15 protein-coding genes are annotated in these 20,229 nt (G+C 41.6%); 6 read left to right on the top strand and 9 right to left on the bottom strand.

Annotated features, from left to right (window positions below):
* The first annotated feature begins 46 nt into the window (after window positions 1-46).
* On the top strand, window positions 47-1,315 hold the full coding sequence (locus EHO58_RS13090; RefSeq protein WP_135625941.1) for a hypothetical protein: 1,269 nt from the start codon (window positions 47-49) through the stop codon (window positions 1,313-1,315).
* A gap of 4 nt (window positions 1,316-1,319) precedes the next feature.
* Here the strand turns inward: EHO58_RS13090 and mdtD are convergent, their stop codons facing one another.
* The gene (gene mdtD, locus EHO58_RS13095; RefSeq protein ID WP_135680236.1) at window positions 1,320-2,729 is read right to left on the bottom strand and encodes a multidrug transporter subunit MdtD; all 1,410 of its coding nucleotides are present in this window, start codon (window positions 2,727-2,729) and stop codon (window positions 1,320-1,322) included.
* Between the two features lie 232 nt (window positions 2,730-2,961).
* Here mdtD and gltB point away from each other — a divergent pair, with 232 nt between their 5' ends.
* From gltB to mdoH, 4 genes are all read left to right on the top strand, one after another.
* Entirely contained in the window at window positions 2,962-7,449 is a 4,488-nt protein-coding gene (gene gltB, locus EHO58_RS13100; RefSeq protein ID WP_135680237.1) for a glutamate synthase large subunit, read from the top strand.
* 186 nt (window positions 7,450-7,635) lie between these two features.
* A complete protein-coding gene (locus tag EHO58_RS13105) occupies window positions 7,636-9,198 on the top strand; it encodes an OpgD/OpgG family glucan biosynthesis protein (RefSeq protein WP_244241173.1) in 1,563 nt (520 codons plus the stop codon).
* Window positions 9,185-9,595 carry a hypothetical protein gene (locus EHO58_RS13110; protein ID WP_135680239.1) on the top strand — a complete coding sequence of 137 codons (411 nt, stop codon included), beginning with the start codon at window positions 9,185-9,187 and terminating at the stop codon, window positions 9,593-9,595. The genes EHO58_RS13105 and EHO58_RS13110 overlap by 14 nt, the downstream gene beginning before the upstream one ends.
* Complete coding sequence (gene mdoH, locus EHO58_RS13115) at window positions 9,592-11,766, top strand: glucans biosynthesis glucosyltransferase MdoH (protein ID WP_135680240.1); 2,175 nt, start codon at window positions 9,592-9,594, stop codon at window positions 11,764-11,766. The genes EHO58_RS13110 and mdoH overlap by 4 nt, the downstream gene beginning before the upstream one ends.
* A gap of 44 nt (window positions 11,767-11,810) precedes the next feature.
* Here the strand turns inward: mdoH and EHO58_RS13120 are convergent, their stop codons facing one another.
* From EHO58_RS13120 to EHO58_RS13130, 3 genes are all read right to left on the bottom strand, one after another.
* Entirely contained in the window at window positions 11,811-12,179 is a 369-nt protein-coding gene (locus tag EHO58_RS13120) for a nuclear transport factor 2 family protein (protein WP_135625947.1), read from the bottom strand.
* Between the two features lie 147 nt (window positions 12,180-12,326).
* Entirely contained in the window at window positions 12,327-13,445 is a 1,119-nt protein-coding gene (gene cfa, locus EHO58_RS13125; RefSeq protein ID WP_135680241.1) for a cyclopropane fatty acyl phospholipid synthase, read from the bottom strand.
* Window positions 13,446-13,578: 133 nt separating this feature from the next.
* Window positions 13,579-14,694, bottom strand: coding sequence for a glycosyltransferase family protein (locus tag EHO58_RS13130; RefSeq protein ID WP_135680242.1), 1,116 nt, complete (start codon window positions 14,692-14,694; stop codon window positions 13,579-13,581).
* A gap of 289 nt (window positions 14,695-14,983) precedes the next feature.
* Here EHO58_RS13130 and EHO58_RS13135 point away from each other — a divergent pair, with 289 nt between their 5' ends.
* The gene (locus tag EHO58_RS13135) at window positions 14,984-16,027 is read left to right on the top strand and encodes a transposase (protein WP_244241174.1); all 1,044 of its coding nucleotides are present in this window, start codon (window positions 14,984-14,986) and stop codon (window positions 16,025-16,027) included.
* Here EHO58_RS13135 and EHO58_RS13140 read toward each other — a convergent pair.
* Genes EHO58_RS13140 through EHO58_RS13160 form a run of 5 tightly spaced genes read right to left on the bottom strand, consistent with a single transcriptional unit; the run spans window position 15,983 to window position 20,189 of the window.
* The gene (locus tag EHO58_RS13140; protein ID WP_135680243.1) at window positions 15,983-16,795 is read right to left on the bottom strand and encodes a TrmH family RNA methyltransferase; all 813 of its coding nucleotides are present in this window, start codon (window positions 16,793-16,795) and stop codon (window positions 15,983-15,985) included. The genes EHO58_RS13135 and EHO58_RS13140 overlap by 45 nt on opposite strands.
* A complete protein-coding gene (locus tag EHO58_RS13145) occupies window positions 16,792-17,670 on the bottom strand; it encodes a class I SAM-dependent methyltransferase (protein ID WP_135625951.1) in 879 nt (292 codons plus the stop codon). Before EHO58_RS13145 ends, EHO58_RS13140 begins: the two co-directional genes overlap by 4 nt.
* Window positions 17,671-17,673: 3 nt before the next feature.
* Window positions 17,674-18,939 (bottom strand): class I SAM-dependent rRNA methyltransferase, encoded by a 1,266-nt coding sequence (locus EHO58_RS13150; protein WP_135680244.1) that lies wholly within the window; start codon window positions 18,937-18,939, stop codon window positions 17,674-17,676.
* A 49-nt stretch (window positions 18,940-18,988) separates the two neighbouring features.
* Window positions 18,989-19,591 (bottom strand): hypothetical protein, encoded by a 603-nt coding sequence (locus EHO58_RS13155; protein WP_135680245.1) that lies wholly within the window; start codon window positions 19,589-19,591, stop codon window positions 18,989-18,991.
* Window positions 19,584-20,189 (bottom strand): hypothetical protein, encoded by a 606-nt coding sequence (locus tag EHO58_RS13160; protein ID WP_135680246.1) that lies wholly within the window; start codon window positions 20,187-20,189, stop codon window positions 19,584-19,586. Before EHO58_RS13160 ends, EHO58_RS13155 begins: the two co-directional genes overlap by 8 nt.
* Window positions 20,190-20,229 lie beyond the last annotated feature (40 nt).

Below are 20,229 nucleotides of genomic sequence, written 5' to 3' on the forward strand. Positions count from 1 at the left end.
TGAATTCCGGTCTAGGGTTGTAAAAACTTGACTGCGAATCCGGATTATGGCAGACAAAAAGGTCATAGAAAAAAATTCCCATGGAGAATACGTTCTAACAGCGTATGGGGAATTTTTAAGTTATTTTCATACTCATATCCAACTTTTCGGCACGTTGATCTCCGCTAAAAAAATTCCTGCCAAAGAACAAGAAGCTCTTAAAATAAAACTTCGTTCTTATATTTCCAGCAACGTCCAAAAGACGGATCATTTTTTTGATCAACTTCCTCAGTTCGCTCAATTCCTCGGAATGGGTTCCCAAGAACTTTCTTCTTATATGAATCGAAACTTCCTGGGTGCTTTAAATAAGGTAAAAACCAAACTTATAGAACAAGAGTCCGCTGCAGAACAAACTCCCCGTAAGAAAAAATATTCTAAGATATCTGAAGAGATATTAGAAGGACTTGGATTTACATTCCCTGCGGGACACAGATTCGAAGCAGAAGAAGGGATGATCTATCTGGTAGAGATCTCTAGCGGTAAAAAAAGAGAAGCTGCCGCCTTGGGAGAAGTCGCAAGAGAAACTGCGGCAGCCGGTGCAGCCGCAAGACCTATCCCGGTTCCGGTCCGCAAAGGACCTGAAATTCCGATCCTAGAAGAAATATTAAAAAAATATGGTGAACTATTCTCCGGCAAACCTTTGATCATGAAGGTAGAAGAATTGGAAGAAGATGATTCTCCGGTCCAAATGGGAGAAGATATTCTTTCCGATGTAGAGGATCTTCATTTCGATGGGGACTTTGGAGGTGATTCTCCTAGTTTCTCGGAACCACCAGTAAGTATTCCATTTTCTAAATATATGGACCAAGTCGGAAAGGTGAGAGTATTCCAAAAAGCAGGACAACTGGAAGAGTATAAACGTTGGGTCGCTTCTTTACCAGTAGAAGAAAATGCACTTGTTCAATTACAAACTTCTCTTTTGAAAGAATCCAGGGGAGAAGTAGTAGAATGGGACGGGACTTTAGGTCAGCTTGGTTCTCGTACAGGTCTTTCAGAATCCAGACTCAGAAAAGTACTGGAACTAGGGCGTGATTTTTTCCGTATCAGAAACCAATTAGAAGCTTCTTGGAATAAAGCAAGAACCGCAAGTCCTGCAGTAGCTGAACTTGTGAAAAAAGCTTGGCCTCATATTCTAAGAGTTATGGATGAATATCCGGATTTCGCTCAGATCAAAGGAAAGATGGACCAACTTCTTTCTCGTATCCCTGATGCAAGCCAGAGAAAGATCCTGACTGATCTATTCTTAAATCCAGTTCTTTCTATCCGTAGAAATTAAAAATTCAATCCAGAACCGAATCTTTCAAAACTGCACTTCTACCGTCTTCTTTTTTGATCTGCCAAAAGATAAAACTAGAAGATAGAGTAATGATTCCCATACAAGCGAATGTGCTCCTGAACGCTAAAAGCATATTGTCCGGATCTTGACCGAATAGATCTCGGAACGCTTCCAAGGCTCCTGCAGCACATGCGACTCCCATTCCCATCGCTAACATTTGTATCATGGAAAGCATAGTATTTCCGCTACTTGTAAATTCTCCATTCAGATCCTTTAAGGTAAGAGTGTTCATTGCTGTGAATTGGAAAGAGTTGAATGCTCCGAAACAGAATAATTGAAAAGAGAAGATCCACCAGTTCTCCGAAGAGTTTAACCAGAAAAAACTGCTCATACTCAAGCCTATCAGTAGGGTATTCGTGACTAAAACTTTCCTATAACCTAATTTATAGATTAATAATGGAGCAAATCTTTTGATGCCTATTCCTGCGATCGCCATTGGCAAAAGCATTAAACCCGCTTTAAAAGGAGGATATCCCATATTCACTTGCAAGAATAACGGGACCAAAAACGGCATACTCGAACTTCCGAGCCTAGAGAATAAATTTCCAAGAAGGCCGATGCTCAATGTAGGGATAGAAAATATTCGAGGAGAAAAGAGCGGGGCAGAAGTTCTGGCAGCATGGATCCAATAAGCCGCGATACTTGCGAGTCCGAATATGGTAAGAAGTATGACTCCTGCCTTCTGCAAACCCAAGCTAGATCCTGCATCCAATGCTAAAGAAAAAGTAACCATACCAAATGCCAGAAGCAGATATCCTTTCAGATCAAATACGGATGAATTCCGGATTGGATTTCCTTTCATGTAAATGGAAGAAGCAATGATCCCCGCTACACCTACTGGAAGATTGATAAGAAAGATCCAATGCCAAGACGCGGTCTCTACTAACCATCCTCCTAAAACTGGACCAACCAATGGACCTATCAAGCCCGGGATGGCCACAAAACTGATCGCTTGTAAAAATTGTTCCGGGGAAACGGAACGAAGAAGTGCTAGACGACCTACAGGAAGTAAAAGTGCTCCTCCAACACCTTGTAAAATCCTAGAAAGAACAAGCTGGGTTAAATTCTGAGAAAGAGCACAGAATAGAGAGCCTAAGGCGAATAAGGATAAGGCGCCGATAAAAACCTGTCGTATTCCGAATTTGTCGGAGATCCAACCGGAAGCTGGAATGATCATCGCCATCGTAAGAAGATAGGCGACCACAACCGATTGCATTCTTAAAGGGCTTGCATCTAAATTTTTTGCGATCGCAGGCAGAGCCGTATTGACAATTGTCCCGTCCAAAGTCTGCATAAAAAAGCCGCAGGCCACGAGCCAGAGTAATGCCTTGGACCCTTTAGATTCTTCTGTCATAGGAACTTAGACGGAGAAACCTGATATAAGCGGTATATATGCGATTTGGCTCTGGATTCCTTTAAAAAGATCGTTTTCAAACTAGGCACTCGCAAATTTACTGGTCTAAGAATCGGACATTTGCTACAAAATTCAGCCAAACATCGCGTGGGTGGGGGTTTCCTCTGTCCGTGGACCAAGGCAAAAGCAGTGTCCCGGATTCTATATCAACCCTAAAGAGGAACCTTAGCGGATGTTAAACCTTGACGAACAGTTGCGGATCCAAAAGTACTTGGAGGAAAACGGTCTATATGACAAGTCCTTCGAGCGCGATAACTGCGGAGTAGGCTTCGTCGCTTCTTATAAGGGCGAGTCCAATCACCGAGTTGTATCAATGGGTTTGAAGGCGGTCGCATGCCTTACCCACCGCGGAGCCGTAGATGCAGATATGCAAACCGGAGACGGCGCCGGGATCATGATCCGTATCCCTAAGAAACTGTTTGCGAAGTACATCGAAGAGATGGGTCACAGACGACCTGACGAAGATTCCATCGGTGTAGGGATGGTGTTCCTACCAAGAGAGGACATAGACAAACAAGATGTTTGTCGCAGCCTCATCGAATCAGCACTTATGCAATTCAACTTCAAGCTATATGCTTGGAGATATGTTCCCGTAAATCCTGAGGTTTTAGGACCTAAGGCGAACGCTTCTCGTCCACAGATCGAACAAGTATTGATCGGAAAACCGGATGGGATGTCCAACGAGGATTTCGAGACTAAATTATTCCTGATCCAGAAGAAAGTGATGAGAGACGCACTCAAACTTTCCATGAGCGAGGACTTTTATATTTGTTCCTTCTCTTCCGAAAGGATCACATTCAAAGGATTGTTCAACGGGAACCAGGTCTCTCAATTTTATGAGGATCTAAAAAGTGAGGAGATGGTTTCTCCTTATTGTATCTTCCACCAAAGATATTCCACTAACACTTTCCCAAGTTGGGCATTGGCACAACCTTTCCGTATTCTCGCTCATAACGGAGAGATCAATACAATCGTAGGGAATAGAATTTGGATGCTCGCAAGAGAAGAAGAACTCGCCTGCGAAAAATGGGGAGAATTCCAAAAAGAGATCCATCCGATCATTCGACCTCATCTATCCGACTCCGCAAGTTTGGACAACGCAATGGAAGCGATTGTACGTTCCGGTAAGGACGTTCTTCATGCTAAAGCGATGCTTATTCCGAATGCATGGAGTAAGAACGTTCAGATGTCGGAGGCTTTAAAGTCCTTCTACGAGTATAATAACACTTTGACCGAACCATGGGACGGACCTGCTGCTCTCGCTTTCGCTGAAGGCGATTGGGTCGGAGGAAGTTTAGATAGAAACGGACTTCGTCCTGCAAGATATGTGGTCACCGAAGACGGACTCGTAGTAATGGGTTCCGAAACAGGACTCGTTCATATCGACGAAGAGATCATCACCAAAAAAGGAAGATTAGGTCCTGGTGATATGCTCGCGATCAACCTAAAAGAAGGTAAGATCTACTTCAACGAGGACGTTAATGCTCTATTCGAGAAAAAATACGATTATAGAGAATGGTCCAAAGAGAACGTTGAGTATCTGGATCAGACCATCGATGAATCCATCACTAAAACTATTACTTATAGCGGAGATGATCTAAGAAGAAGACAGATCTTATTCGCATATTCTCCATACAAACAAAAAGCGGTGATCAAACCCCAGGCGATCGCAGGTAAAGAAGCAATCGGTTCCATGGGAGACGATACTCCTTTGTCGATCTTGATGCTTTCTCGTATCGGTTTATATACATACTTCCGTCAGAGATTTGCGCAGGTTACAAACCCGCCGATCGACTATCTGAGAGAGAAGGGAGTAACTTCTCTTTATACTCGTCTTGTTAAGAAAACAAATCTTTTCGCAGACGAAAAACCTCAGAACTGTCTAGTACTTTCTCATCCATATCTGACTAATCTTGGATTACAAAGGATCAGGGATAAGGACGGAAAACAGTACAAGGTAGTTACCTTAGATGCGACTTTCGAAGCTCATCATGAGGAAGGCGCTGCCAGAAATTATCTAGAACTCGCATTGGATCAGTTACTTGCGAACGCAGTCAAATCCGCTGAAGAAGGTGTGAATATCCTAATTCTTTCGGATAGAAAACTGAACAAGGACCGCGCTCCTATTCCTATGGAACTCGCGGTTGCGGCAGTTCATAACCACTTGATCCGTAATAAAAAACGTGCGGCGACTAGTATTCTGGTAGAGACAGGATCTGCATTCGAAATCCATAATGTGGCCGTTCTACTTGGATACGGAGCTTCCGGAGTAAACAGTTATCTGATCTGGGATACTCTTCACGATTTATGGTCCAAAGGAGATTTCGATGCAGAAGACGGCACCCGTCCTTCTTTTGCTTCTCTATGCACTAACTACCGTGCAGGAGTGGATGACGGACTTCTGAAGATCATGTCCAAGATGGGAATTTCTATCATGTCTTCCTATGTGGGTGGACAGGTATTCGAAGCGATCGGTCTTTCAAGAACTCTGATCTCGAAATACTTCCCAGGAACTTATTCCAGAATTTCCGGGATCGGTATCGGCGGTATCGAGCAGAATATTCTACGCAACCACGACTCCGCATTTAATAAAGAGATTAACCCGGAAGACTTTGTCTCTGAGAAGGATGACCAACCTCATAGATGGTCTCCTAAAGTAGTAAAATTCATCCGTAAAGCTGCGGTGGATAATGACTACGAAGCATTCTTAGAAGCTTCTAAATTAATGGAAGAAAGTGATCCGATCAATATTCGAGATCTATTCGATTTCGTAGATCGTGCGCCTGTTCCAATCGAAGAAGTGGAAACTGTTTCTGAGATCCAAAAACGTTTCTTAACTCCAGGTATGAGCCACGGTGCACTTTCCATCGAAGCTCACACTGACCTTGCGGTAGCAATGAACCGTTTGGGAGCAAAGTCTTCCTCCGGAGAAGGTGGAGAAAGTCCATCTCGTTACGTTGTAGATGAGAAGGGAGACCTTGCGAACTCTTCTATCAAGCAGGTAGCTTCTGGAAGATTCGGAGTAACTTCTGAATATCTGAACTCTGCAAAAGAGTTGGAGATCAAGATTGCTCAGGGAGCAAAACCTGGAGAAGGTGGACAACTTCCGGGTAAGAAGAACAATGAGGAGATCGCGACTAACCGTCACACTCCTCAGGGAATCGATCTGATCTCTCCTCCACCTCACCACGATATTTATTCTATCGAGGACTTGTCTCAGTTGATCTATGACTTGAAACAAGCTAACCATACTGCTCAAGTATCAGTTAAACTGGTATCCGAAGCTGGAGTGGGAACGATTGCCGCCGGTGTTGCTAAAGCAAATGCAGATGTGATCTTGATCTCAGGACACGTCGGAGGAACCGGAGCGGCTTCTCTTACTTCTATCAAACATGCAGGATCTCCTTGGGAATTAGGTCTTTCTGAAACACATCAAGTTTTAGTAATGAACGGATTGAGAGATAGAGTTGTTCTCCGTACTGACGGTGGTATTGTTTCCGGAAGGGACGTGATCATCGCTGCATGTTTAGGTGCAGAAGAGTATGGAATTGGAACTGCTTCTCTTGTGGCATTAGGTTGTATCATGGCGAGAAAATGCCATTTGAATAACTGCCCTACAGGAATTGCTACCCAAGATCCTAAGTTCAGAGCAAAATATAAAGGATCTCCCGATCAAGTTGCTACTCTGATGACACTTCTTGCAATGGAAGTTCGTGAGTATCTTGCGAAGTTAGGATTCCGCTCTATGGACGAGATCGTCGGAAGAACAGACCTTCTGAAACAAATTACTCGTTATGAGCAAGACCGTTTAGATTCTTTAGACTTGAATCCGATTTTGGTCCGTCTTCCTCTTCTTTTCGATCCTAAGAAGAAAAAAGACAGATTCGTAAGAAGAGAATCCGTCGGAGAAGTTCTGGACGATCGTATCTTGAAAGATGCAGAGCCTGCGTTAGAAGGAAAAACTTCCATGTCTCTTTCTTATTCTGTGAAGAATACGAACAGAACTGTGGGAGCAAAAGTTTCCGGAATTATCGCACGTAAATACGGATCCAAAGGTCTTCCTGGAAAACTGGAAATCATTCTGGAAGGAACTGCAGGTCAGTCCTTAGGAGCATGGCTCGTGAAAGGAGTGCAGATCACTCTTCATGGTGATGCAAACGACTACGTAGGAAAAGGACTCTGCGGTGGAACCATCGTGATCCGCAAACATAGACGTTCTAAATTAAAACCGTACGAGAATGTGATCATCGGTAATACCTGTCTTTACGGTGCTACTTCCGGAAAACTTTTCAGTTCCGGTAGAGCTGGAGAAAGATTCGGAGTTAGAAACTCCGGAGCGGATGCAGTAGTAGGCGGAGCAGGTGACCACTTCTTAGAGTATATGACCAGTGGAACCATCGTTTGTTTGGGAACTGTCGGTAAGAATATGGGTGCCGGTATGACCGGAGGAAGTGCTTATTTCTTCCAAAAAGACTGGGAATTGGAGCCTCTAATCAATAAAGAATATGTGAAGATCGTGGATCTAGAAAACGAAGATTACGATATCATAAAGTCTTTGATTACAGAACACACTAAGTTAACCGGATCCGATCTTTCGGAAGAAATCCTGAAAACTTGGGATACTTCCAAAAAATATTTCGTGAAAGTTACTCCTAAATAAAGTAAATTTCCAGAATTAGTTCCGCAGACTAAAGGGCAAGGTTGTTATGAGTTCGATGTGATCGGACTTAAAAGACCTTGCCCTCTCTGTGTACGGATGATAGACTGGTTTAAGCATTCGTCTTGCTGAAAGGAAAGATACGAATTGTTACGATTGCATATAATTCTGGCTTTTGTGGCAACAGCCTTGCTCTTTGCCGTCGCAGATAGACAGCAGAGGCGGGATAGAGAAGAATCTGATTTTTCTTCTTCTCCATTACTAAGTGTGATGGAGGGAGAAATATCCGACCACAACACTCATCCTACATTCAAGTTTTCATTTTCAGATCTCAAGTCCAGAGCTAGGGCCTTATCTAAACTACGTTACATTCCACCTAAACATTCCACTACGGACTTTTTGAAAGGCCTACCTTGGAATCAATATAAGAACATTTTTTTCCGTCCTGAAAAGTCGGTTTGGAAGAAGGAAGGAAATCCTTTCCAGCTACAGTTCTTACATCCGGGACATTTATATAATACGAATATAAGAGTTTTCGAAGTGAGAGGAGATTTTGCGAGAGAGATCGCATATGATCCTTCTTCATTCGATCTATCGAAACTGAAGGGTGTGGGAGAACTTCCGCCTAATCTAGGTTATTCCGGATTCAAGATCCATTTTCCGATCAATACCCAAGAACATACGGATGAGTTTGCAGTTTTCCAAGGTGCAAGTTATTATAGGATCATTTCTAAAAAACAATGGTATGGTCTTTCTGCTCGAGGGATCGCAATTAATACCGGGATGCCTTATCCGGAAGATTTTCCTTCTTTTAGGGAATTCTATATAGTTAAGCCGGACAAGACCGACTCTACGATCACTGTTTATGCTCTTTTGGATGGAAGAACCGCCACGGGGGCTTATGAGTTCCAGATCACTCCTGGAAAAGTTTCTGCGGTAAAAGTAAACGCAGAGGTGATCCTTAGAACCAAGGTGGATCGGCTCGGGATTGCTCCTTTGACCAGTATGTATTGGTATAGCGAGACCAGAGGAATTCCTAAAGGACAAGCTTATCCTGAATCCCACGATTCGGACGGGTTGTTAATCCATTCAGGAAAAGGAGAATGGATCTGGAGACCTCTGGATAATCCGAAACGTAGCACAACGTATTCTTTCTCCGACGAAAATCCAAGAGGATTCGGACTGATCCAAAGAGATAGAGAATTCCAGAATTACCAACATAGTGAGATGAAATACCAGCTTAGGCCGAGTGCTTGGGTGGAGCCTGAAATTCCTTTTGGAAAGGGCTCAGTTCATCTTTTGGAAAACCCGACAGTTCAGGATTCGGACGATAATATGGGAGCATATTGGATGCCGGAACCTATTCCTCAGCCTGGAACTCCATTCGATTTTTCTTATACAGTTCGTTGGCCGGATACTGATCCTCTTCCTGATTCTATGGCAAAAGTTGTGGCTACTCGGATCGGGGACGCACAGGGAGACCCCGACCTAAAAATGTTCTATGTAGATTTCAAAAGTTCTAATTTAAGTTCTTTGGATCCGTTTGCTTATATTCAGGCAAGAATAGATACCGGAGAAAATGCGGAATTATCAGAGTATTCCGTTCAAAAGATAGAAGAGACCGGGGTCTGGAGATTAACCTTCGGTGTATATCCTAAGAATAAATTTAGGGCCTCCGATCTAAAAGCCGCATTAAGCAGAAACCAAGAAATCATTTCTGAAACCTGGAATTTCGTTCTTGAGCCGAACTAAGAAAAAACACGAAGACTTGAGCGGCTCCGGTCTTCCGGAAAATCTTCATCTTTCCAAAGAATGGGAACGTTTAGAACTTTATTTAAGAGGTATGGGAATTGAGGATAGTTTAGAGATCCATAATACTCTCTCCAAAGTTTTCGAAAAATCCAAATCTTCTGAAAAAAATATATTCGAAATTTTTAAAGAAGAAACTTCCGTAAAATTACATCGTGATTGGGAAAGTAGCCTTCCTCCCTTGGAGCCCGGTTCTATGGTTCCAAGACCGATCGATTTTGGACCACTCGCCGATCTTGCTTCTCCTTCCGCAGAAAAGCCCGAACCGGTTGCATTGGTTTTGACCGCATTATTCTGGGCCGCGGTTTATATCTCTCTGGCATTTTGGTATTTCTCATGAACGCGGAAACTTTTCCCACAAGTATACCTGAGCCGGAAGGTATCTTAAAAGAAGCATTCGATTCCAGAAAATTTACGTATAGAAGATTGGGATTTGTCGGAGTTTTGGGACTTCTATCCTTATTCGGTATCTATTTAGAATATCGTTTTCTTCTAATAAACGGGATCTCTCCTCTGGAATGGGCTACACTTTTGCTCTTCTGTTTTTTGTTTCCTTTGTTAGCGTTCGGGGCCACTACTGCGATCTTCGGGACAATCCAAAGAATACGAGGAGGAGATCCTACACGTATCTCCGGTTTAATCGCAGGACAAACCGCAAGCCCGAATGAACTCCCACCGACTGCAGTGGTCATTCCGATCCATTGCGAAGATGTAGCAAGAGTCGCGGCAGGTTTGGAATCCATGATGAAGTCCGCTGCTTCGGTAGGTCTTGGAGAGAACCTAGACTTCTTCTTATTATCCGATACCACTGATCCGGATATTTGGCTCCAGGAAGAGAAAGCATTCTCTAAACTTTCCAGAAAACCGGAAACAAAGGGAAGAGTATATTACAGAAAAAGAAGGATTAACCTAAACAAAAAATCAGGGAATATAGCGGACTTTTGCAGGAGATGGGGAAGGCGTTATAGATATATGATCGTCTTGGACGCAGACAGTTTAGTAACAGGGGAATGTATGCTAAATCTGATCCGACTCATGGAAGCAGTACCTAACGCAGGTATCATACAAACGGTCCCTAAAATTATCCGAGGCAAAAGTTTATTCCAGAGATTGGCACAATTCGGGACTTGGCTAGGAAATCCAATCTTTGGCGCCGGATCTTATTATTGGCAGGTATTTTCAGGACCTTTCTGGGGGCATAATGCGATCGTAAGACTAAAACCTTTTATGGAACATTGTGGTCTTCCCGGTTTGCCCGGAGAAGGAGCAATAGGCGGAAAAATCCTGTCTCATGATACGGTAGAAGCTGCATTAATTAGAAAAGCTGGATATACCGTTTGGTTTGCTTATGATTTAGAAGGTTCTTATGAAGAATGTCCTCCTAATCTTCTGGAAAGTTTAAAAAGGGACAATCGTTGGTGCCAGGGGAATCTGCAACATTTCTGGTTTTTATTCGTAGGGGGCTTACGGATTTCCAGTAGGATACATATTCTTTTGGGAATACTGTCCTATGCGAGTTCTCTCCTTTGGGCATTACTCTTGGTTGCGACCAGCTTTACAGTAATGGCGGATACCGATTATTACCGTCTTGCATCTATTCCGGAAGAATGGGCTCAATTCCAAGAAAGTATGTATCTCCCTGTGTTCTATGGATTACAGATTTATACTATTCTAATATTGTTTATGCCTAGGATACTTTCCTTCTTGGACGGGTTGTTTTTCCGTAGGAAAGAAAGTGGGATCGGGTTTTTCTCTTTTATAATTTCCTTTTTTGTAGAATTTATTCAGTCGGTGATCTTGGCTCCTGCTTATATGGTCCAATACACTAGATTCCTTTGGATGACTTTCTGGAATAGAAAGATAGAATGGGGCCCTCAGAACAGGGACCCGGCTCAAGGCATTGATAGAATGGCCGCTGCTCGTGCCTTATTGCCTCAGGCATTTTATGGCACTGGAATTTCTATTTGGTTATTCGTATATTATCCTGTACTTTTTTATTGGCTGCTACCGATCACAGGTGGATGGCTTCTTTCTTATTTCTGGGGAGTCTGGACTTCTTCTTCTAAACAAGGAGAAGTTTGGAAAAAAAGAGGATTTCTTTTAACTCCGGAAGAAACCAAACAGAATACACTTTTGTCGGATACTGAAAATTTAGAAAAAGAATACTCTGAGTTCTTGGAAGGAATGGAATCTGGCAGAGGGATTTTTCTTTCCGTTGTAGATCCTCTTCTATTTCGTTTTCATATATCTCGTTTGAGGTCCAGAAAAAAAGAATCGGATGCACGTAAAAGATATATGGACGTTCTTGTTTCCAATTGGAAAGAATCCGGTCCTGATTCTTTAAATTCAAAGGAGATGAGCAGGCTTCTTTGGGACAAACGTATTCTAAGTGATCTTCATTTCTGGTTTTGGGAAACGGATATCTCTAAAACTCATCCTTGGTGGAAGGAAAGATTTTTAGAATACCAAACTAGAATACGTAAAGAACAGATCGTAAATTGGTTCAACTGATCCCAAAAATCCTTTTAATCTTTATATTATAAAAATAGAAATCGTTACTTAGGTATTCTCTGCGCAGGATCATAAAAGAATTGTTCCTCTTTGATCTTTTCTCCTTCCCAATGCTGATAGGCAAGTTCTTCCATATCCGTTGTAGTGCCATCTTTCCAATCGAAATGAAACACCCATCTAATTACGACGTAATCTCCGTTGATAAATACTGGACGAATACATTTAGAAGTTAATGACTTCGCTCTTCGAAGTACTAATTTTTCATTTGTAACGAGCAAATCTCTACCTACTCGAGGTGGTGACTGGTTTTCCTGCATAGAAGCATCCGCCGTATAAAAAGCTTCGATTGCTTCATCATGTTTATTCGATTCTACATGCGCGATGAATTTCTCTAGTGTTTCTAAAGTTGGCATAGATATACCTATCTCTATAACGATTGAGTGATACTTCCTTGGATAAAATTAGTCTGTAAACTCGAAAAATCCTAGTTTGGTTTCCAAACCTATACTCTATTCACGCCTATAGAATGAGGATTTTCGAGTTATTCCAATTAACAATTTCTATCTCACTGCCTGATAGATCTCTTCTCTATCTCCTTTCGAAAATACAAACTGCCAAAGTTGGATTTTTCTGGAACGAAACGCACCAGCACAGCTCAAAAGATAAAATTCCCACATACGTCTGAATCTTTCTCCGTATTTTTTCTGGATCAGACTCCATCCTTTCTCGAAATTATTATACCAAGCCATGAGTGTCCTATCATAGTCCGGTCCGAAATTATGAAGATCTTCTAATACGAAAAGATTTTCGCTGGCTTTAGTGATCTGTGCCGCAGAAGGAAGATGTGAATTTGGAAAAATATATTTTTCGATCCATCTATCGGTAACCTTATTGGAAGTATTGGAGCCGATCGTATGAAGTAAAAATAATCCTTTATCCTTTAGGGATTTATAAACTATTTCCATATAGGTTCTATAATTTTTATAACCTACATGTTCCATTTGGCCCACGGAAAGTATAGAATCGAAATTGTCCTTCACATCCCGATAATCCATTAATTCGTATTTTACTTTCAGGTCTTTGGATCTTTCTTCTGCGAGTGCCAATTGTTCTTTGGAAACGCTGATCCCGAATACTTCTGCTCCATATTCTCTGGCCGCATGTCTGGCGAGTCCTCCCCAGCCACATCCTATATCCAAAACTTTCATACCTGGCTGGAGGTCCAACTTCCTACAGATCAGATCCATTTTGTTTTCTTGGGCTTCATCTAATGAGTTCGCATTCTTCCAATACGCGCAGGAATAGACCATCTCCCTGTCTAACATCAGCTCGAATAGATCGTTTCCAAGATCGTAATGTCTTTCTCCGATCATAAATGCTCTTCTTTTGGATTGGCGATTTAATATTATAGATTCTAGATATAGAAAAAAGTTCCCCCAGGTTTTAGCTGCCTTTTCTATTCCCTTATCTAATAACCTTCTGACTGTTTCGTCGAACCTACCGCATTCGAACCATCCATTCATGTATGCTTCTCCCAAACCTAGAGAGCCGTTACTGAATATTTTTTCGAATAATCTATCATCCTTTACTTGGATGTCCCAATCTGCATTTCCTCCGAAGCTGACTCCTGCCTTTGCAAATAATTCTTCGACCTTACCGCGAACTTTTTCTTTCCACATGACTCCCTCCCTAAACAATCGCAGTCGCCGATTAAAATACTCGATTTTTGAAAGGAAGAAAAGTAAAAAAGATAAAAGAAGATATTAGACTATATTCTATTCTACCAAACGCTTGTTAGTTGAATGATGTAACTTATTTGATAATTTCTAAGATCGAATCTTGGATTTCTTGGATGGCATCTTTTTGAAATCTTGGATCAGGAACAACGTTAGAGGATATTGCAGATTTGGATGCTTCTTCCCAACGGAAAGAAAATAGGTCATTATGGGAGATATACGAAGATTTATACTGAGATTGTAACGTTTCCACCAGGTATTTATATTCCGGAAAGTTACCTCTATCCGTATAAAGTATAGGAGTTCCTGCAAAATACGATTCGCTTAAAATACCGTAGCCTGGTTTTGTTAATACAAAGTCACATGCTCTAAGTAGATCGGGATAATGGCAGTTTGGAATCGTAATAATCCCCAGATTATTTTTAGCTTCTATCTTCCATTCAATACCGCCGATAACGATCCTTCTTTTGGACGGGTTCCATTCATTCCAATCAAAATGAGAAGAGTCGATCCCATAGGCTCCGAAGGAAAATAGATAATAGTCTATTCCTTCTTCAAAACCGTAATATCTTCTGGCTTCTTCTTTGTTTAGATTAGGTTTACGTCCTAATAGTCCGATATTTTTGGTTTGATGGATAGAAGTGACTGGGCAGGAAAGTGGAAGAATAAGTCCTAAATCGCAAAGCGCATATTCTTTTTTTAATTCTTCTGAATATTCTTGGAATATTTCAGATTCATAATATGAATAGATATAATCCCAGGTAAAATTTCCTAGAAATAGGGAAGGGATTTTTAATTCGGAAGAGATTAAAAAAGGAAAAGAAGAAGAATCCGACCAAATAAGATCAGGCTTTTCTTTTTTGAGAACTTCAGTTTCTAATTGTAATAAAGAGTTTTTATTTTTCTTAAATTCTAAAATTTCAGATTCGGTGGAATCCAAGTCCATTCCAAGAGAATCTTTTTGAACAATCCCTACATCTGATTTTGTTTTTCTGAATTTGATCCTGGATCTGACCTGTCCCCAAATTCCGGAAACATCCAAGGAAGATGCAAATTCTTCTCCTCTGGGAGAATTGATGGTAGCGGTCCAACTCGGATTTTGAATTAAAATTTGTAGGATAGCTTCTAGGCTACGGCTGATATGGCCGAAACCGTGGCCGCTTACGAACGCGGAAATATGGATCTTTTTCATTAACGGTTCTGTCGATATAGTAGCACCAAAGCGCACAAATGCATTGCGTGGGCTTCCATCATCCTATAGTTCCTTTCCAATCAACATAAAATACTACCAAGAGCGAACGGAGTATTTCTTAGATACCTTTTATCCAAAGTTCTGCCCTGAATGCAAGATTCAACTCAGAAAGAGAGTAGGGCTGAGAACTTACCTAATCCGGTGTGAACAATGCCACCGCCAAGCTTCGCGACTTTCATATACACCGCTCCACCAATTCAAGCTTCCGTTATGGACCTTTAGCTACGTATTGGAGGAGGCATATCTCAGAAGCCCAAAGGTATTAACCTCAGCGGAAATTCAAAGGAAGCTTGGAATCTCATACAAGGCGGCTCTACTTCTCAAACGTAGAATACAACTCTTCGCGGCAGAACAAAAGGAGAACTTCCGAGACCTGATCTTCCGGAATCTGGAATCCGAATTCCGGGAGTTCCGACTTCCAGAAGCGATTCCGGAATCAAATACGCGTCTCACGACAGTTCCAGTAGAAGGAAAGAAGCGTGGAGTAGCCCGGGACATTTCGGACAAAAAGGGGGCGATGAAACGGGCGATTCAAGGAAAGCCAATCGTTAACGCCGATACACTCGTATTATTCTCAGCATCCCAAAGGGCGAATAAGGGCCGTAAACGGCACAAACACGGTGGATCTACCGCTTCCATCTATATGAACGACAAGCTGGGAGGAAGGCAGATCGGGACGATGGTTCACACGATCGTGACCAGTAAAGGCGCACTCATACTCGATTCAGTTCCGGACCAAAAGATGGATACGCTTGGGCCGCTATTCTTACGGAACATTCCAATCACCGCTCCTATATTTACCGACAGCGCATACACGTGGCTCGGGACCGCATACCGGAACCACCGAATGGTAAACCATTCGGCCCGTTCGAAGGACAACCGTTACAGATGGGCGAGGAATCGATGGAGCAAGGACGGAGTCCACGCTCAATACGCCGAGGGAAACCACCGGGCAATCAAGCAGGCGTTCTCCCAATACGGATACATCCAACCGAAATATTCACAACTCTACTTGGATGAGTATTGTTTCTTTAAGAATCTGAAGGCTTTTGGGATGGACCGGCTAATTGAAACGAACCGGATGAGAAGAGGAATCGAGGTGGTTCCGACTCAGGTGTGGGAGGATGGGGTATCCTCGTTTCCAGCTCAAAAGGAAAGAAATAATTTTACAGATACTCGGAACATTTCTTCCGCTTTTAAGCTGAAAGCGATGATACCAACCGATGTGCTAAATGTCAATCTGAGATTTCTGTCGGAGGACTTCGTACATTAAAATTCCGGCAGACATCGCGAGATTTAAACTGTCCGCCACTCCCTTCATGGGAAGGGAAATATATTGATCGCTTTGGGATCTTGCATACTCGCTTAGTCCGTACTGCTCGCTTCCGAAAACAAGCGCTACCTTTCCTTTCAGATTTGCGTCCCAGTAAAGTGACTTAGCTTCGGGAGTTACTGCAAATGTTTTGTATCCTGCATTTTGTAGTATGGGATATAGTTCTTTGATATCGGACTGAAAAACATCCAGTGTGAATAATGTTCCTGTAGAAGATCGAATAACGTTTGGATTGAATAGATCCAACCTTGGATCCGCAACGAATACCTTATGAAATCCAGCACCTTCTGCGGTTCTTAAGATGGTGCCTAAGTTTCCCGGTTTTTCCACACCTTCAATTACGAGTACAGGATCGTTTGAAAGTTTTGTTTTAGAAGATAGGGAGAAGTCCGGCAATTCTGCAGTTGCAATTAAACCATCCGGTCTATCTCTATAAGAGATCTTTTCAAAAATTTGTTTTGGAACGAGGATCGTTTTTGCATCGATGGACGATACAAGATCTTCTTCATTTTCTCCTAAGTAACAAGCGGGGCAGGTGAGTAGATATTCGAATTTTACTTTGCCTGAAACTTGTGCTCTTTGGATCTCTCTAAAACCTTCGATGAAGAATGTGCCTGATTTTTCTCTGTTCTTTTTGTCTTTTAATCCTGAGATATATTTCAACTTTTCATTGGAAAAGCTGCTGATTTCCAATACGTTCTTCTTCAAAGTTTTACTCTATTAGAATAAAATACACAATTGGAACCGGCGGGATGTAATCTTCCAGTGGTTTCCGAGATGGAGAGTTCTTCCGTTAGATAGTTACCTGGAGTTTTAATTCTACCTTCCAAAATTCTTCTGAGTGCAAGAGGGCTAAAACCGGTAGAATGGCAGGTTAAAAATACGAACTCAGGTTTATTATTACAGAGTTGCATGAGTAGATCCATCATCTCCGGTAGATCTTTTTCTATTTTAAAAACTTCTCCGCTGGCACCTCGTCCGAAAGTAGGAGGATCTAAGATAAAACCTATATATTTTTTTTCTCTTCTGATCTCTCTATTCAGGAATTTTAATACATCTTCTATGATCCAACGTACTTTTTTGCCCGCTAAACCGGAAACTTGTGCATTCTCTCTGGCCCATTCTACCATTCCTTTGGAAGAATCTAAATGACAAGCATCCAATCCACCGGCTAATACGGATAAGGTGGAAAGCCCGGAGTAAGCGAATAAATTTAAAACTTCTCCCTGTCCTGCAAGTTGAGAAGAAACATTTCGGATACGATCCCAATTGCTCAATTGTTCCGGAAAAATCCCAAGATGTCCGAAAGGAGTAAAACGAATCTTAACTGTTAAAGGGGGGATTTGGATCAGGAACTCATCTTCTGAATCCGGCCTAGAACCGCTTGAGCCTTTCCAACTCCAATTTCCTCCGCCCTTATCGCTTCTATGATATTCTCCGTCGGCATCTTTCCAAAGAGAAGCTTGGGTAGGTGGCCAGGCAGCAACTGGAGAAGGACGGATCACTTTATAAGGACCCACTTGTTCTAATTTTTTGAAATTCCCGGAATCGATGAGTTGGTATGTATTTTTATTTATGCTCATATATTATTGATCCAAGGGCTCGCATTTTTTATAGATATGCACCTTGAAGTATTTTCCCTCCGGAAATTCCTTACGTGTAGGATGATCCGGTTCCGGTCTTAATTTGAAAAGATCCTTATACTTCCATCCTTTGTTTGCCAATGTTTCTCGGCCAATCTTTTCGAATTCGGACTCTAGGATTCTTCCGGAACAAGATAGTAAGATCAGATCTCCTCCAGGTTCCAAATGGGAGAGCGCCTTAGAAATTAGACTACGATATGCCTTTTTACCTGCGGGAATCGAGGCTTGGTTTGGGGTCAGATTGGGGGGATCTAAAACTATTAAAGAAAATTTTCTATCTTCTAAAAATCCCCAGTCTTGGAATAGATCCGCTCGGACGAGATGATGTTTACCCTTTGTGAGGATCGTATTCTTCTTTTCGAAATTTAAGATCTCATTCTCCGGCAAAATATGAGATACAAATTCTTCGAGAGCTTCTTTAGCCCCATCAGTGGATAAGACAGATTTTGCTCCTACTTCTTCTAAACATACTGAAGTTAAGCCTGTATGTGAAAATAGATGCAGGCAATCTTTGTCGCGTGCTAATTCCGGTTTTTCTAATATATATTGGCGAAGATTTCGTACATCTAAAAAGAATCCGCCTTTCTGGCCTGGGATCTTAGTTTTCCATTGGACTTGGTTTAGAAAAATTCCTTCTTCATAAGGAATTTCTTTTTTGCCTCTTAAGAAACGAACAGGCAAAGATTTTTCGGAGCCAATTCTTTGGGGAGAGATCCATACGATTTGTTTTGGAATCGGTTCTTCCGAATTAGTGGCAGCGGAGTATAGAAGTCGGACTACTAATCTGGAAAATGTTCTTAATGAATTAGAATAGGTTTGGACTACCCAAGTAGATCCGTACCTGTCCACTGTGACTCCTGGGATGAGATCATTCTCTCCATGCAAAAGTCTATACGCATTTGTTTTTGTTCGGAGTGGTTTTCTAAGTTCTAAAACTTTCTCTATCGTTTGTTTTAGTTGGGGAAGTGAGAAATCATTTCCTCTTTGGATGATACGTATTCCGATCGGCCCGGAAGAAGAATAGATCCCGAATCCTAATGTTTCATTAGTTCCGGAAACAAGCCTCATCCAATCTCCGTCTTGGAATGCGGAGATCGCAGTGGATAATTTTCCGTTTAAGATCCAAGGATGTCCCGAGTTCAGCACGGACTCGGTTGTTTTGTTGAGTTGGTAACGGCGAAAACGATTCGCTAAGTTGAAATTGGACAAACTTAGACATACATAAATGTCTATTTCTTAAAAGAAACCTCTTTACAAACTAATCGTTCAGAATTTTTGGAACGAGCCCGGATTGAAATATGTCTTGTGCAATCCAAGTTAAAGAACCTTCTCTATCATCCAAAGAATGTTTAGTGTGAAGAAAGGGTACTAATAAAATTTCCACAATGGTAGTTCTGCTTCCTGAACCTGAAAATTTTCCAAGTTGTTTACCACTTTTGTGATATAGGACACCTTCATATTCTAGATTTTTCTTGGACCAGGCAGGTATGATTCCAAGAGTGAAAAAACTTAGGAGTGTTGATATTGAAGATAAAGGTTTTATTGCACGCTCGCTATTTATATGAACTTCAGCAATATATTCGTATTGTTCGTCCTTATCAGGAACGCTATTAACGAATACGTTGAAATCAACTAAACATCTGCACGTAGCCACTGTATTTGTATATCTGTCTATAAAACGTTCATTTTTTCCGGATTCATATTCCAATATCTCTGATTTAACTATGAAGGTGATCGGCTTCATTAGTTCTTTAGGTTGTTTGGATATTTCGATAGGATTTTCTCGAGAAGTGAAAACCAAACAAAACTGATTAAAGAAAAGTGCGATCAGCAGTATTATAATTTTATTAAATTTATTCATGATATTTTACCATAATGCGATCTTTCGTTTTTTTAAGGTCCAAGTCGGGAAGAATTCCCTTAAGTTTTTCCATACAGTAAAGCTTATCAGCGTCAATCGACTTAGTTTCGATATTACCGAGTCTGCCAAATGAAACCGTTCCGAAATAATGGATTTCACCGTCTCGTAATTGTAGCGCTCTTTTTGTAAACATACTTGGTTCGGAGTATAATAGTCTTCTGTCTCTTGCCTTTTCCTCTTCCGTAGGCATTACTCTGTAGTTGATGATACGTAGTTCCGCCGTATTTCCTATCAAAATTACGCATTCATCTAATTTGGCAGAAGCCTCTTTCGGATCGCGAAAGGGCCTAAAGATAAGTTCAGACGGATTACTGAAGTTTGGAAGTGAGCCGTCTTTTACTTCGAGGTAGAAATGTACCGGCCCTAAGCCTCCGGCTGGTCGTGTAGATAATCTAAAGAATCCTACCCCAAAAGGAGTTTTTAATGAGGAAAGATCGGAAGGAGAAATTTCCGATCTTTTAGGAGTGAAGTCACGAATATTCGGAGTGCAGTTAAAGATCAATAGAAGAAGAAAAATTAAGATTTCACGTGGCATCATTTTGACCAAAAGAATTTTTAATATTCCAGTAAAAATGATC

This window comes from Leptospira selangorensis (genome assembly GCF_004769405.1).
Classification (GTDB): Bacteria; Spirochaetota; Leptospiria; order Leptospirales; family Leptospiraceae; genus Leptospira_B; species Leptospira_B selangorensis.

Bases quoted from the DNA above. Each gene is read 5' to 3' on its own strand.
- EHO58_RS13090 (WP_135625941.1), top strand. From the start codon at position 47: ATGGCAGACAAAAAGGTCATAGAAAAAAATTCCCATGGAGAATACGTT.
- mdtD (WP_135680236.1), bottom strand. From the start codon at position 2,729: ATGACAGAAGAATCTAAAGGGTCCAAGGCATTACTCTGGCTCGTGGCC.
- gltB (WP_135680237.1), top strand. From the start codon at position 2,962: ATGTTAAACCTTGACGAACAGTTGCGGATCCAAAAGTACTTGGAGGAA.
- mdoH (WP_135680240.1), top strand. From the start codon at position 9,592: ATGAACGCGGAAACTTTTCCCACAAGTATACCTGAGCCGGAAGGTATC.
- EHO58_RS13120 (WP_135625947.1), bottom strand. From the start codon at position 12,179: ATGCCAACTTTAGAAACACTAGAGAAATTCATCGCGCATGTAGAATCG.
- cfa (WP_135680241.1), bottom strand. From the start codon at position 13,445: ATGTGGAAAGAAAAAGTTCGCGGTAAGGTCGAAGAATTATTTGCAAAG.
- EHO58_RS13130 (WP_135680242.1), bottom strand. From the start codon at position 14,694: ATGAAAAAGATCCATATTTCCGCGTTCGTAAGCGGCCACGGTTTCGGC.
- EHO58_RS13145 (WP_135625951.1), bottom strand. From the start codon at position 17,670: ATGAGCATAAATAAAAATACATACCAACTCATCGATTCCGGGAATTTC.
- EHO58_RS13155 (WP_135680245.1), bottom strand. From the start codon at position 19,591: ATGAATAAATTTAATAAAATTATAATACTGCTGATCGCACTTTTCTTT.
- EHO58_RS13160 (WP_135680246.1), bottom strand. From the start codon at position 20,189: ATGATGCCACGTGAAATCTTAATTTTTCTTCTTCTATTGATCTTTAAC.